The organism is Tabrizicola fusiformis, assembly GCF_013328815.1.
Classification (GTDB): Bacteria; Pseudomonadota; Alphaproteobacteria; order Rhodobacterales; family Rhodobacteraceae; genus Fuscibacter.
This window is the reverse complement of record NZ_JABUHN010000004.1, coordinates 74,168-87,475: the sequence shown is the minus strand read 5'-3', so window position 1 is coordinate 87,475 and position 13,308 is coordinate 74,168. Positions and strand designations below refer to the sequence as shown.

Annotated in this window: 11 protein-coding genes; 5 read left to right on the top strand and 6 right to left on the bottom strand. The window is 65.3% G+C overall.

The genetic code is table 11. From position 1 onward, the window contains the following. Positions 1 to 2 precede the first annotated feature (2 nt). Together HS053_RS07565 and cobA are read right to left on the bottom strand one after the other, a co-directional pair. The gene (locus tag HS053_RS07565; protein WP_174210621.1) at positions 3 to 308 is read right to left on the bottom strand and encodes a DUF2849 domain-containing protein; all 306 of its coding nucleotides are present in this window, start codon (positions 306 to 308) and stop codon (positions 3 to 5) included. Beyond that, the gene (gene cobA, locus HS053_RS07560) at positions 305 to 1,078 is read right to left on the bottom strand and encodes a uroporphyrinogen-III C-methyltransferase (RefSeq protein WP_174210620.1); all 774 of its coding nucleotides are present in this window, start codon (positions 1,076 to 1,078) and stop codon (positions 305 to 307) included. Before cobA ends, HS053_RS07565 begins: the two co-directional genes overlap by 4 nt. A 136-nt stretch (positions 1,079 to 1,214) precedes the next feature. Between cobA and HS053_RS07555 the strand changes: the two genes are divergently transcribed. Next, positions 1,215 to 1,676 carry an Lrp/AsnC family transcriptional regulator gene (locus HS053_RS07555; protein ID WP_174210619.1) on the top strand — a complete coding sequence of 154 codons (462 nt, stop codon included), beginning with the start codon at positions 1,215 to 1,217 and terminating at the stop codon, positions 1,674 to 1,676. Positions 1,677 to 1,767: 91 nt separating this feature from the next. Here HS053_RS07555 and HS053_RS07550 read toward each other — a convergent pair whose 3' ends face one another. Genes HS053_RS07550 through HS053_RS07535 form a run of 4 tightly spaced genes read right to left on the bottom strand, consistent with a single transcriptional unit; the run spans position 1,768 to position 7,635 of the window. Continuing rightward, the gene (locus HS053_RS07550; RefSeq protein ID WP_174210618.1) at positions 1,768 to 2,439 is read right to left on the bottom strand and encodes a TetR/AcrR family transcriptional regulator; all 672 of its coding nucleotides are present in this window, start codon (positions 2,437 to 2,439) and stop codon (positions 1,768 to 1,770) included. Next, positions 2,436 to 5,486 (bottom strand): efflux RND transporter permease subunit, encoded by a 3,051-nt coding sequence (locus HS053_RS07545; RefSeq protein WP_174210617.1) that lies wholly within the window; start codon positions 5,484 to 5,486, stop codon positions 2,436 to 2,438. The genes HS053_RS07550 and HS053_RS07545 overlap by 4 nt, the downstream gene beginning before the upstream one ends. Continuing rightward, positions 5,483 to 6,553: an efflux RND transporter periplasmic adaptor subunit gene (locus tag HS053_RS07540; protein ID WP_174210616.1), complete on the bottom strand. Its 1,071-nt coding sequence runs from the start codon at positions 6,551 to 6,553 to the stop codon at positions 5,483 to 5,485. Before HS053_RS07540 ends, HS053_RS07545 begins: the two co-directional genes overlap by 4 nt. Positions 6,554 to 6,579: 26 nt before the next feature. Then, positions 6,580 to 7,635, bottom strand: a complete 1,056-nt coding sequence (locus tag HS053_RS07535; protein ID WP_174210615.1) for an efflux RND transporter periplasmic adaptor subunit — start codon at positions 7,633 to 7,635, stop codon at positions 6,580 to 6,582. 308 nt (positions 7,636 to 7,943) lie between these two features. Between HS053_RS07535 and HS053_RS07530 the strand changes: the two genes are divergently transcribed. The 4 genes from HS053_RS07530 to HS053_RS07515 all read left to right on the top strand — a co-directional run bounded on the left by HS053_RS07530 (position 7,944) and on the right by HS053_RS07515 (position 13,306). Then, entirely contained in the window at positions 7,944 to 8,747 is an 804-nt protein-coding gene (locus HS053_RS07530) for a transglutaminase-like domain-containing protein (protein WP_174210614.1), read from the top strand. Between the two features lie 339 nt (positions 8,748 to 9,086). Beyond that, positions 9,087 to 10,424 (top strand): tyrosine-type recombinase/integrase, encoded by a 1,338-nt coding sequence (locus tag HS053_RS07525; RefSeq protein ID WP_174210613.1) that lies wholly within the window; start codon positions 9,087 to 9,089, stop codon positions 10,422 to 10,424. 271 nt (positions 10,425 to 10,695) lie between these two features. Continuing rightward, a complete protein-coding gene (locus HS053_RS07520) occupies positions 10,696 to 11,028 on the top strand; it encodes a helix-turn-helix transcriptional regulator (RefSeq protein WP_241699789.1) in 333 nt (110 codons plus the stop codon). 115 nt (positions 11,029 to 11,143) lie between these two features. After that, the gene (locus HS053_RS07515; RefSeq protein ID WP_174210612.1) at positions 11,144 to 13,306 is read left to right on the top strand and encodes an AAA family ATPase; all 2,163 of its coding nucleotides are present in this window, start codon (positions 11,144 to 11,146) and stop codon (positions 13,304 to 13,306) included. The last annotated feature ends 2 nt before the right edge of the window (positions 13,307 to 13,308 follow it).

Genomic DNA, 13,308 nt, shown 5'->3' with positions numbered 1-13,308 from the left:
GATCAGCTCGCGTAGTCGGCTTGCTTGCCGTGGTGATAGTTCGACGGGCCGCGGGTGCGGAAGGCTTCGCGGAAATGCGTCGGCTCGGGGCCGTTCGGGCCTGCCTTGGCATCGGCCAGATAGGCGCCGACCACCAGCAGTTTTTGCGCCGCGGCGTGCAGCAGGCGCAACTGGCCATGGGCCTCGTCCTCGATCAGCTCGGCCTCGTGGTGGAACGGGCTCCAGCGGTCATCGGCGGTCAGGTAAACCACATCGCCTTCGCGCAGGCGGTTGGCGGTGATGACCTTGGGGGTAAAGCTGCGGCTCATGCCTGGGCCTCTTTCAATTCGGTTGCAGCACGCAGGGCCTGGCGCGGTGCCAGACCCAGAAGGATGACGGCAGGCCCGGCCAGCGACTGCGCCGCCTCGGGCAGGGTGGCGAGCGTGGCGGCCAGCACCCGCTGATCGGGGCGCGAGACGTTTTCCACCAGCGAAACCGGGGTGGCGGCATCGGCGCCGTGCATCATCATGCGGCCCTGAATGAAGCGGGCCGATTTCTTGCCCATATAGATCGCCGCGACCTCGCCCCGGCGGGCCAGCCCGCGCCAGTCCTGTTCGGCAAAGCCCGCCATGTCATGGCCGGTCACGATGCGCAGGCTGGCGTTGCGGCCGCGTTTGGTCAGGCTTTGGCCGATGCTGGCGGCGGCGACGCTGGCCGCGGTCAGCCCGGGCAGGATGCGGAACGACAGGCCCGCCGCCTCCAGCGCGTCCATCTCTTCGTCCAGCCGCCCGAAGATGCCGCAGTCGCCACCCTTGAGCCGCACCACCCGGGCGCCGGTCATCGCCTGCGCCACAAGGGTGGCGTTGATGGTGGTTTGCGTGGTCGAGGGTCCGAACCCCTCTTTGCCCACGTCGATGCGGGCCACCCCGGCGGGAACCAGCGCCAGCACCTCGTCGCCCACAAGGCGGTCATGGATCACCACGTCGCAGTCCTGAAGCGCGCGAAAGGCGCCAAGGGTCAGATGGGCCGCAGCCCCCGGCCCGGCACCGACAAAGGTGACGGCCACCGGAGGGGCGGCGAAGGCGGGCAGATCGGTCATGCTGGCAACTCGCGGTTTCTGCCGTCAATATAGGACATTTTCCCGGTTTTGCGCCAGATGCCCTTGCGGATAAGGACGTTTGTTCCGATAACTGGCCAGGATGGAACGGGGTTCCGCAAAAACGGGGAACAGGCGAATGGCGGCCCAGTTGGATGAGCTTGACCGGAAAATCCTTGCCGAGTTGCAGGCCGATGCCGAGCAATCGCTGGATGAGATCGCGCGCAAGGTGGGGTCCTCCAAGACGCCGGTCTGGAACCGGATCCGGCGGATGCGCGAGCAGGGGGTGATCCTGCGGCAGACGGCCCTTCTGGATGCGGAATCGCTGGGGCTTGAGGCCTGTTTCTTCGTGCTGATCCGCACGTCCGAACATGAGGCCGACTGGCAGCGCAAGTTCCTGCACGTGCTGCGCGCCCGGCCCGAAGTGCTTGAGGCGCATCGGCTGGCCGGCGACATCGACTATATCCTGAAAGTGCGGGTCAGGAATGCGCGGGCCTATGACCTCTTCTATCAGGCGCTGATTTCCGAAGTGCGGATCTACAATGTGACCGCCCTGCTGAGCATGGAGGAAATCAAGGCGACGACGGTTTTGCCCGTCTGACTGCGGGTTTGAACCGCCGATTTCTGCAAAGAAATCGGGCCGGAGCCTTTGAAGGCTCCGGGGCGGAGTTTTTGAAAACTCCGCTGCGCCGCTAGCCGGCGCGGCGTGCGGCTTCGGTGCGCGCGACAAGGCTTTCGGGCGGGATCTCGGGCAGGGTGACGGGCAGGTCCGCCAGACGCGCCGCCGCCTCCGGCGGCAGGCCAAGCCCGCGCAGCAGGGCCGCCACGATGGCCGCGACATCCACCGCCTCGCCCCTTGCGGTGCGGGCAAGGCTGGCCAGAAGTGTGGCCGCCAGCAGGTCGCGCGCCTCGGGCAGCGGCATGCGGGCAAAGCGCCCCTCGCTCATCCCCCGCGCGAGAAGTGGCGTCAGCACCGCCTCGGCCACCGAGCCCTGCGTCAGCCCCTTCAGCCCCATGCCGGCGGCAAAGCGTGCCAGCAAGGGATGCGCCGCCGAAAGGTGCAGGAACAGCGTCAGCCCCCGCGCCACTTTCTCGGCGGGGTCGGTGACATGGTCGACTTCGGCCAGCACGAAGCCCACCATCTCATCTGCCAACTCGCGGTTGGCCGCCAGAAGAAGCTCCTGCAAGGTGAAGAAATAATTGTAGAAACTCCCACGTGAGGCGCCGGCCGTCGCAGCCACGTCGTCGATCATCGTGGCTTCCAGACCCTTGGCGGCCACCACCAGAAGGGCTGCCTCGATCAGCCGGGCGCGCATCCTTTCGCGCTTGAGATTGGCCACGGCGCTGCGGTGGTCGGGTCTCATGGGGTGGGCTCGGGAACGGGCGGCTTCACCCGGAAGACCGCGCAGTACAGGGCGGGCGCGAAAAGCAGGGTGATCAGCGTGCCCGCGATGATGCCGCCCATCATCGCATAGGCCATCGGCCCCCAGAACACCTGCCGCGAGATCGGGATGAGGGCAAGGCTCGCCGCCGCCGCCGTCAGAAGGATCGGCCGCGCCCGGCTGTCACTGGCCTGAAACACCGCCTGCCAGCGGGTGACGCCCGCCATCACCAGATCCTCGATCTCCTGCACGAGGATGATGGAATTGCGGATCAGGATCCCCACCAGCGCCAGCACGCCAAGGATGGCGACAAAGCCCAAGGGCGCGCCCGAAGGCAGAAGGGCCGCCACCACCCCGATCAGGCCCAGGGGCGCCACGGTCAGCACCACGAACATCAGGCGGAAGCTTTGCATCTGGATCATCACCAGCGTCAGCATGACCAGAAGCATCACCGGCACCACGGCGACGATGGGGGCCTGGCTTTCGGCGCTGCTGGCCACGGTGCCTGCGGTAACAATCTTGTAAGCCGGGGGCAGGGTGGCCGCCAGTTCATCGACCTTTGGCGCCAGCGCCTTGACGATGGTGGCAGGCTGCTCCTTGCCCGCGATGGCGGCCTTGACGGTGATGGTCGGCACCCGGTCGCGCATATGGATCACCGGCTGTTCGGTGGTCCATTCCAGATGGGCAAAGGACGACAGCGGAATGGGCATGCCGGCGGCATTGCCGATTTGCAGGTTGCTGAGGGCATCAAGCGAGGCGCGATCCTCGGCCACGCCACGCGCCAGCACGTCGATCAACAGGCGCCCGTCGCGCAGTTCGGTGACGGTAACCCCTTGATAAAGGCTGTAAAGCACCTGCGCCACATCGCTGCGCGTCAGCCCCAACTGCCGCAGCCGGTTCTGGTCCAGCGCCACCCGCACCACGCGGGCCGGCTCGTTCCAGTCCAGCGTGATGCTGGTCAGCCGGTCCTCCTGCGACAGCACGGCGGCCAGATCGCGGGCATGGTCACGCAAGACCTGCGGATCGGGGCCGGAGATGCGGTATTGCACCGGCTTGCCCACCGGGGGCCCGAGTTCCAGATATTTCGCATAGACCTCGACCCCGCTGAGGCCCGCGCCATAGGCGGTGATCGCGGCTTTCAGACTGTCGCGCGCTGCAAGGTCGGGGGTCATGATCACGATTTGCCCCATGTTCGGCCCCGGCGTCGGCACGTCCAGCGCCAGGATGAAGCGCGGCGCACCGCGTCCGACATAGGTGGACCAGAAGCTCGCCTCCTCGCGGGTGGCCAGCCAGCGGTCCAGATCGGCCAGCGCGGCATCGGTGGCCGCGAATGAGGCGTTCTGGCGCAGGGTGACATCGACGATCAACTCGGGGCGGTCCGAGGTGGGGAAGAATTGCTGCTCGACAAAGCGCATCCCGAAGATCGACAGGCCGAAGGCCGCCACGGTCAGCGCGATGGTCAGCCATTTCGCCCGCATCGCCGCCAGAAGCGCGCGGTGAAAGGCGCGTCGCAACCGGCCCGGCCCATGGGCATGGTGCGCCATCTGCTGCGGCAGGAAGGTAGAGCCGAGGATCGGCGCGAAGAGGACCGCCACGACCCAACTGATCACCAGCGAAATGGCGATCACATAGAAGAGCGACAGCGTGTATTCCCCGGCCTTGGAGCTGTTCAGCCCGATGGGAATGAACCCCGCCACGGTGACCAGCGTGCCCGTCAGCATCGGAAAGGCAATCGAGGTCCAGGCATAGGAGGCCGCCTTGCCCAGACTTTCGCCCAGTTCCAGCCGCAAGATCATGGTTTCAATGGCGATCATCGCATCATCCACCAGAAGCCCCAGCGCGATGATCAGCGCGCCCAGCGAAATCCGCTGAAAGGTGATGCCCATGAGATGCAGGCAGACAAAGGTCAGCGCCAGCACCAGCGGAATGGTCAGCGTCACCACGAAACCGGCGCGCATCCCCAAGGACAGAAAGCTGACGGCCAGAACGATGATCACCGCTTCGGCCAGTGCTTGCAGGAAATGGCCGACGGATTCGTCCACCACATGCGGTTGATCGGCGACCTTGTGAACCTCGATCCCGACCGGAAGGCTGGCCGCAACGCGGGTCATCAGCGCATCCAGCTCTTCGCCAAAGCCGACGATGTTGCCGCCCTGCCGCATCCCCACCGTCAGGCCGATTGCAGGCTTGCCGTCATGGCGGAAAAGGGCGCTTGGCGGGTCTTGGTAACCCGAGGTCACCTCGGCCACGTCCGACAGCGCAAAGAAAGTGTCGCCCACCCGCAGCGTGGTCGCCGCCAGCGCCTCGGCCGAGGTGATCTGGCCTGCGACGCGCACCAGAACCTGCTCGCCCGCAGTCTGGATGATGCCCGAAGGCACGATGGCATTTTCGCCCGCAAGGGTGTTCAGCACCGTCGCCCGGTCCAGCCCCAGCGCGGCAAGGCGGCGCGAGGAAAACTCGACATGCACGACCTGATCGCGGGTGCCGATCAGCGCGACCTTGCCCGCCTCGTCCAGTTGCAGGATTTCGGCGCGGATATCCTCCACCCGGTCCTGCACCTCACGCGGGGTAAAGCCGTCATAGGTGAAGGCATAGATGTTGCCATAGACGTCACCGAAATCGTCGGTAAAGGCGAAGCCCGCGAATTCCTTGGGAAATTCGCCGCGGATATCGGCCATCATATTGCGCACGCGCGCCCATGTGGCGGGCACTTGCGCCGCCTTGGTGTCGTCGCGCAATTCGACATAGACAATCGCCTGCCCGGGATAGGTGACAGAGCGGGTGAAATTCAGACTGTCGAGTTCCTGCAGCTTTTTCTCAATCCGGTCGGTGACCTGCGTCACCGTCTCTTCCGCCGTGGCGCCGGGCAGGGCGGCGGAAACGATCATGGTCTTGATGGTAAAGGCGGGATCTTCCTCGCGCCCCATCGACATATAGGAAAACACCCCCGCCAGAAGCGAGACGATCATCAGATACCACAGGAAGGACCGATGCCGCAGCGCCCAGTCCGACAGGTTGAAGCCGCTCATTCCACCTGCTCCCCAAGGTTCGCCCCGACGATCTGCCCTTCGGTCAGCGAGGCGGCGCCCCGGACCACGATTTCCTGCCCCGGCGCAAGGCCACGGACGATCACCACCCGCTCGCCCAGCCGGGCGCCGGTTTCCACCGCCAGTGCGTGAACCGCGCGGTTTTCGGTGACCTGCCAGACCTGCGGCGCCTCGGGTGGGCCAAACAGCGCCGCCGCGGGCAGGGTGATCACACTGGCCCCGGCATCGGCCAGCGTTGCCGTCACCAGCCCACCCAGCCGCCAGCCCGGCGGCACGGCGCCCAAGGACAGGCGCAGGCGGCGGGTTTGCAGGCTGGCACCTGCCTGCGGCTCGATCAGGCGCAGCCGGGCCGTCAGCGGCTCCAGCCCGCTGACCGGGCTTTGCACGGTAAAGGCGGCGTCGGGCGGCAGCAGGGCGACATAGGCCGCCGGCACGTCGATCACCGCTTCGCGCCCGGTCTGGCCCGCCAGTTGCACCACCGGCGTTCCGGGGGAAACAACGCTGCCGGCCTCGGCCGGGGTGGCCAGAACGATGCCGTCGATCGGCGCCAGAAGCGTGCCAAAGCGGGCGGCATCCTCGGCCCGGGTCAGATCGGCGCGGGCGGCGGTAAGCCGGGCCTCGGCGGTGTCGCGGCCAGCCTGCGCGCGTTCAAGCTGCGCCGTGGCGGCCACGCCGCGCCGCTGCAATTCCTGCGCCCGGGCAAGGCTTTGCGTCGCAAGCTCGGCCTGCGCCTGCGCCGCCGCCACCGCGGCGCGGGCCGCACTCAGGTCTTCTTCCAGCGTCACCTGATCCAGCACCGCCACCACCGCACCCGCCTGCACCACATCGCCCGGCGCCACCGAAAGCGTGGCCAGCCGCCCCAGCGTCTGAAAGGCCAGAACGGTCGTGACCTCCGCCTCGATCACGCCGGGAAAGCTGCGCTGGCGGGTCGGGTCGGCGGTCACGATCTCGCTGATCACGGGGCGCGCGGGGGCAGGGGCGGTAGGCGGGGCGGTTTCGGCCTGCACCACCGCGGGAAAGGCCAGAAGGGCGGCAAGCATCAGGCGCATCGGCAGGGCTCCGGCGAAGAGGGGGGTCACGGCGCGGTCGTGGCCACGACGGCCCGCCCGGGATAAAGCAGATGACTGCCGGCGGCGACGACCTGCGCCCCCTCTGCCAGCCCCGATTGCAGCGCCACGCTGTCATTGCCGTAGGACGACAGTTCCACCGGCGTCAGGGTGACGGTCATCGTGGCAGGGTCCACCGTCCAGACCGCCGGGCCTGCGGCGGATGAGGTCAGCGCCGTCCACGGCAGGGTGATCCGCGCCGGGCCGTCAAAGCTCACCCGGCCCGTCAGCGGCGCCCCGATGGCCAGCCCGCCGCCCGCCGGATCGTCCAGCCGCGCTTTCAGCCGCACCGTGCCATTGGCGGCCACGATCGGCGACACCTCGGTCAGTTCGGCATCAAGCTGCAGGTCGGACGGGCCATCCAGTGGCGACAGGATGACCCTGAGGCCCAGATTTTCCTCAAGCTCCAGCCCGTCAGGGGCCAGAAACACCGCCTCGCGCCCGGTCTGGCCCGCCAGTTCCAGTGCAGATTGCCCGGCGCTCACCACCTGACCCGGCTCGATCCGGCGCGTGGTGACGATCGCCTCTTCGACGGCCAGAAGCGTGCAATCCTCAACCGCGCGGCGGGCCTTTTCCAGCGCCGCCGCCGCCTGATCGCGCCCCGCCCGGGCCGAGGTCCAGGCTTCGGTCGCGGCATCGAGATCGGCCTGGGTGCCGGTGCCGCGTGCGAGCAGCCCCGCCGCCCGTTCACGCGCCAGACCCGCCTGCCAGAGCGCCGCGTCTGCCCCGTCCAGCACCGCCTCGGCCGCGCGGCGCGCCGCTTCGGCCTGCGTCGGGTCCAGCCGCGCCAGCACCGCCCCCTTGGCCACAAGGTCACCCACCTCGACTGCCACCGCAATCACCCGCCCGCCGCTGCGAAACGCCGCCGGATAGCTGTCGGTCGCGGCCAGCGTGCCGGTCAGGGTGAACTCATGGCGGTCGGTGGTGACATGCGCCGTGAGGATTTCGACGGCAAGGGGTGTTTCCGCGCTGCCATGCAACGGCAGCAGGGCGATGAGAGCAGTGGTCAGAAGACAGGCGCGCATGGCAGAACCCGATGACAGCCGGGCAGGGGGCCCGCTTTGCCTCACGCTGCCAGAATCTGACGATTGCGTCAATATGAGCTGATCGGTTCATATTGACCAGCCCATGGCGTCATCTGCGTTTCGCCCATTTTCCTTGCATGATGACATGTTTGCTTGCATGCCCGTGGGATGCGGGGCCAATACCCCGGCAAAAGCCGATGGGGATGGGGAGGCCGGATGGTCACCTTGCCCTGCATCCCGCAGGCTTTCTTCCTGCCCCGCGCAGCCTGACCTGCAGGCGTCCGGCATTCGCAATCGAGGGACCCCCCATGCTGATCCGTTTTGGCCACGAAATCACCGTCACCTGTGAAAGGCCGACGCCGCTGGTCTGCCTCGTCGCCCCACATCATGAGCGGCTGGCCGATCTGGCGCTGCCAGAGATGATCACCACCAATCCGCCCGTGCCGATCCATAGCTATTTCGACCTGTTCGGCAATCTTTGCCGCCGTTTTGTCGCCCCGGCGGGCAGCATTACCTTCTCGTCAGATTGCACGCTGCGCGACAGTGGCCAGCTCGACCCCTATGCACCCGACGCCGCCGAAGTGCCGATCAGCGACCTGCCTGACGATACGCTGGTCTACCTGATGGGCAGCCGCTATTGCGAAACCGACCGGCTGAGCCAGATCGCCTGGGACACCTTTGGCGCAACCCCGCCCGGTTGGGCCCGGGTGCAGGCGATTTGCGATTTTGTCAACCGCCGGATCAAGTTCAACTATATGGAGGCCAGCTCCACCCGCACAGCCTGGGACGGCTATCACGAGGGCAAGGGCGTCTGCCGCGATTTTGCCCATCTGGCCATCGCCCTGACCCGGGCGATGAACATCCCGGCGCGTTATGTGAACGGCTATCTCGGCGATATCGGTGTGGCCCCCACCGGCCCGGGCGATTTCGCCGCCTGGATGGAGGTGTTTCTGGGCGGCCGCTGGTGGACCTTCGACCCGCGCAACAACGTTCGCCGGATCGGCCGCATCGTGGTCGCCCGCGGCCGCGACGCCGCGGACGTGCCGTTGGTCAACTCCTTCGGCCCACATGTGCTGACCGGATTCCGGGTGTGGACGGATGAGGTGGGGTGAGAAAGGGTTCTGGTTCGCACGGGATAATCGGCCACTCATGCGCCAGTAACGGACCATCAAGAAATGCGCCAAATAGTGGATCGCGCCAAAAAACAAAGGGCCCAGCGATTAAGCTAAGCCCTTGGTTTTCTTGGCTCCGGCGGTAGGGATCGAACCTACGACCAATTGATTAACAGTATCCAGCAGCTCGACCTGACGCAGCCCTATGCAGCCCGAAGCAGCCCTATAGCATACGGAAAACATAGCGATTTCAGTTGCTTGGCCGATGTGATAAGCCCTATGCAGCATTTCGCAGCACGACCGCTGGTGCTGTTGATCTGCTTATGAGGAGCTGCCGCCATGCCCGACCCGACCCGCAAACACCCGCCCCTGAAACTCACGAAGAGCTACATCGACAAGGTGACGCCCGGACCCGCTGACGAACTGCACTGGGATACGGAGGTGAAAGGCTTCGGCGCTCGCTGCACCCCCACAGGCAAGCTGACCTTCATCGTTCAGGGGCGCACCGACCCGAAGAAGCCCGCCGCCCGCATCACCATCGGCCCCTATGGTGTGTTCACCGTAGATCAGGCACGCGACGTTGCCCGTGAACACCTCCGATCCATGCGCATGGGGGTTGACCCGCGCGAGGTGAAGAAACAGCAGGAGGCGGAGCGCCAGCAGAAGGTGACCGAGGGGGTCACGTTGAAGCAGGTCTATGACAGCTATGTCAGCCGACCCGGCGCGCTCAAGCCATCCACCCGCAAGTGGTATGAGTTTTACGTCACGAAGGTATTTGCCGACTGGCAGGACAAGCCCGTGGTCGCCGTCACCCGCGACATGGTGAAGGAGAAGCACGCCCAGCTTGCCCGCGACGGGCTGCCCGGGAAGAAGGTGAAGGGCGGGGCACCTGCCAGCGCCAACTCTGCCATGGTCGTCTTGCGCATCCTGCTCAACTACGCCGCCGACGAGCACCAGCTTGCCGACGGGTCGCCGCTGATTTCCACCAACCCCGTTGCCGCTATGAAGCGTCACTGGGCACCGGCTGGTGATCGCACCGACCGCTATGTCAGCTTCGACAGGGTGGGGGCGGTCTGGAATGCGCTACACGACGCACGGATCACAGCCCGAAACGGCGATATTTTCGCCGGGATCAACTTCGTGCTGTTTTTGATGGTCACGGGTGCCCGCCGATCCGAGGTTGCCAGCCTTCGCTGGTCTGATGTGTGCATCGACCGCGACGACCCCGCAAAGAGCTATTGGTTCGCGGATGACCGCAAGCAGGGCAAGCCGACGCGGTTCCCCTTGTCAACCGCAGCGGTCGCAATCCTTGACGCCTGCAAGCGGGTTGACGGAAACGACCATATCTTTCCGAGCCGTGGGAAGGGCGGGCACATCGTTGATCCGCGCGGGGCGCTGGAACTGGTGGACAAGGTGGCGGGGCGCATCGTCGGGGCGCATGGGCTTCGCAAGACGTTCTCCAATATCTCGCAGCGGGAATGCCGTATCGAGAAATTTCGGACGGACTTGCTCATTGGGCATAAACCCGATCAATCCGATGTGACGAGCAGGGCGTATCTTGACCTGACGGACCTTCGTTGGCTTCAACCCGAGGTTGAGGCAATCGGGGCTTGGATCGAGCAGAAGGGCGCGGTTAACGCCGGGGCAAACGTGGTGCCGCTGGTTCAGCGCGCTTGACTGCCGCGTATCCCCCCGAAAATTGCCGGCAGCAGCCGGGGTTCGCTACCCGCCGCCGTGTGGGTGGCGCGAAACGGGATAGTGGCTGTAGCGCGGCGGCTATCGCCCCTTTCGGGTTTCACTCTGGGACAGTGTGTTTCGTATCCGAGTGCAGTTCTCGGTTGCCCGACGCAGCATGGCTGTGCAATGCTGCACCTGCCTGCCCATCTGAGCGTGATGCAGCGCCGACGGCATAACACCAGTCGGTCAGATGTGCGATAAGTAGCAGCCCATGGGGGATGCGGCCTCGTTGAATGCGGAAGCGTCCAGCGATCATCCCCATGCAGGTCTGCACATCATGACACATCCTAACGACCTCCTTACGAGCGCGGATACTGCCGCGCTTCTGGGCATCAAGCGGGGCACGCTGGAACTGTGGCGGCAAAAGGGGCAGGGCCCCAAGTTCGTCAAGCTGGGCACCGCGTCTCAAGCCCACATTCGCTATCGCCGCAGCGACGTGGCCGCGTTTATTGAACAACGCCTCTATGCCAGCACCAGTCATTACACGGCGGCGCTGGCGACCCTTAGACCCGATGTCAAACGGGCAGGGGGCGCATCGGAATGAAGTTGCTTCTGAATTTCGGGGCGGGCTGCATTTCGCTAGCCCGTCAAAAGCCCACGCACGAAAAAGGGCCGGTTGCCACCCCGGACCCTCTCGGATGTGCTTGGGAGTATCGTTGATGAACACTCACAGCATGGGGCAGACCGCCGAAGGTCCGCAAGCGACACAATTCGCCACCTACGCCGTCATGAAGGGGGTTCCCCGCTGGCTGCTTTGGGAGGCGGTGCCCAACCCTGACTCGGAGAAGAAGCCTCGCAAGGTGCCGCGTTACGTCAACGGCGGGTATCGCGGCACAACCGACACGCCCGAAGACTGGGCGAACCTCGCCACCTATGACGCTGCCAAAGCTGCACTTGCGCAGCGTGGCGACGGATGGGGTCTGGCGTTCGCGCTTGGTCCTGACGGGACGGGCTGGCACTGGCAGGGGATCGACTTTGACGACATTGTGGACAATCGCCTGCACGACCTTGCCGACGTTTGGGCACGAGGCGAGGGTCAAGCCTACGCCTATGCCGAATACAGCCCCAGCGGCGCTGGCATTCATATCATCGGGTATGGCAGGCAGTTTGCCCCGCTTGGTTCCAACCCGACTGGGATCGAAGCCTATTCATCAGGTCGGTTCTTCACCGTCACCGAAAACGCACTTCGGGATGACGGCAGCCTCATGGACCTCGCGCCCCATGTCGAAAAGCAGCTTGCGCCTCGCCATGCCCTCGGTCGCGCACCGACTGCCAGCAGTGGTGCGCCCGTCGAGGTTGTGCAGGTTGACGCCAAGACCGTCTCAACCTTGCGGTCGGCGCTGACGCACCTGCGGGCAGATGACCGCCAGCTTTGGGTGTCAGTCGGGCACGCCCTGAAAGAGTTGGGCGAGGTTGGCAGGGGTCTGTGGCTGGACTGGTCGCAGACCTCAGCCGAATATCGACCGGGCATCGACCCGAAGAAGTGGGACGACTTGTCTTGCGACCGCACGGGTTGGCAGTCGGTCATCAAGAAGGCGCAGGATGCCGGATGGGTCAATCCTGCCAGCGGTGCTGCACAGCTTCCGGCGCTGCCCCAGGAGACCCCGGCGCAGATGCTTGGGCGCATGACGGTAAACTGGGATGGCGAGGACGATCCCGAAGTGCCCGACATTGTGGAGGGGCTGGTCGCGGATGAAGACGTGACGCTTTTGGGCGGGCATGGTGGCATCGGCAAGTCGTTCCTCGCCTTGCAAATGGCTTGCGCCGTGGCGCTTGGTGAACCGATCCTTGGGTGCAAGACCCGGCAGAACCGCGTGCTTTACTACTCGGCGGAAGACAGTCGGAAACGCCTGACGCGCCGGTTGCGAACCATCGTTGACAAGGCGGGTTATGACGACGCGTCGGTGAAAAAGAACCTGCTCGTCCTTGACGCCAGCGAGGTCGATCCGTTGTTCGGTGAGACCTTTGTTGACGTTGGCAGCGGCGAGAAGCCTTACATGGTGAAGCAGACTGTCGGAACAAAAGACTTTCTCAACCTGTCCAAGATGGTTGAGGCGTTCGACCCGCAGCTTGTGATTGTCGATGGTGCCTCCGACACGTTCGACGGCAATGAGATCGTCCGCCGCGAGGTGCGGGCGTTCATCAAACTCCTGCGGACGGCGCATCCGAAGCGCAAGGTTGGCGTCCTGCTGATGGTGCATATCGACCGCGCCAGTGCGCGAGGGCATGTGTCAAACGACGATGGCTATGCTGGCAGCGGGCAGTGGCACAACTCCAGCCGCCGCCGTCTATGGTTGCAGGCTGAATACGAGAAGAACGACGAGACGAAAAAGATGGAGCCGACCGGCACCTACGTCCTTCGGGTGATGAAGAACCAAGACGGCAAGCCCTTGGATGACTTTGCCCTAACGAACGCCAACTACGGCGTGTGGCAACCGCTGGCCTCCTTCGGCGGGCAGTTTGCGCCCGGACCCCGCGTCAGCACCCCGCCACCGAACCATGGTCCTGTGATTGCCCAGCTCATTCAGGAGCATTACGAGCGAGGCCAATACATCACCGCCTCGAACGCACCGAACGCGCCGAACGGACCCTACGCGGTGTTGCAGCATGACCCGAAGTTCCCCGTCGCTTTGAAGCGGGCGAAGCGGGCAGCGTCGGAGACCGTGGGCGTTGTCCAGCGCCTGCAAAGGGAAGGCGTCCTTGAGGTGGAGACCTACAAGAACCATCAGCGCAAAAACGCGCAACGCTGGCGGGTCGTGCCGCCGCAAAGTGAGGTGCCGCAAGACGAGCAGGAGGGTCAGGTTGAGCCAGATGAGGGGTGAGT

What these genes read in the sequence shown, in the direction of transcription:
- HS053_RS07565 (WP_174210621.1), bottom strand. Translation starts at nt 308, where the DNA reads ATGAGCCGCAGCTTTACCCCCAAGGTCATCACCGCCAACCGCCTGCGC.
- cobA (WP_174210620.1), bottom strand. Translation starts at nt 1,078, where the DNA reads ATGACCGATCTGCCCGCCTTCGCCGCCCCTCCGGTGGCCGTCACCTTT.
- HS053_RS07555 (WP_174210619.1), top strand. Translation starts at nt 1,215, where the DNA reads ATGGCGGCCCAGTTGGATGAGCTTGACCGGAAAATCCTTGCCGAGTTG.
- HS053_RS07550 (WP_174210618.1), bottom strand. Translation starts at nt 2,439, where the DNA reads ATGAGACCCGACCACCGCAGCGCCGTGGCCAATCTCAAGCGCGAAAGG.
- HS053_RS07545 (WP_174210617.1), bottom strand. Translation starts at nt 5,486, where the DNA reads ATGAGCGGCTTCAACCTGTCGGACTGGGCGCTGCGGCATCGGTCCTTC.
- HS053_RS07540 (WP_174210616.1), bottom strand. Translation starts at nt 6,553, where the DNA reads ATGCGCCTGATGCTTGCCGCCCTTCTGGCCTTTCCCGCGGTGGTGCAG.
- HS053_RS07535 (WP_174210615.1), bottom strand. Translation starts at nt 7,635, where the DNA reads ATGCGCGCCTGTCTTCTGACCACTGCTCTCATCGCCCTGCTGCCGTTG.
- HS053_RS07530 (WP_174210614.1), top strand. Translation starts at nt 7,944, where the DNA reads ATGCTGATCCGTTTTGGCCACGAAATCACCGTCACCTGTGAAAGGCCG.
- HS053_RS07525 (WP_174210613.1), top strand. Translation starts at nt 9,087, where the DNA reads ATGCCCGACCCGACCCGCAAACACCCGCCCCTGAAACTCACGAAGAGC.
- HS053_RS07520 (WP_241699789.1), top strand. Translation starts at nt 10,696, where the DNA reads ATGGGGGATGCGGCCTCGTTGAATGCGGAAGCGTCCAGCGATCATCCC.
- HS053_RS07515 (WP_174210612.1), top strand. Translation starts at nt 11,144, where the DNA reads ATGAACACTCACAGCATGGGGCAGACCGCCGAAGGTCCGCAAGCGACA.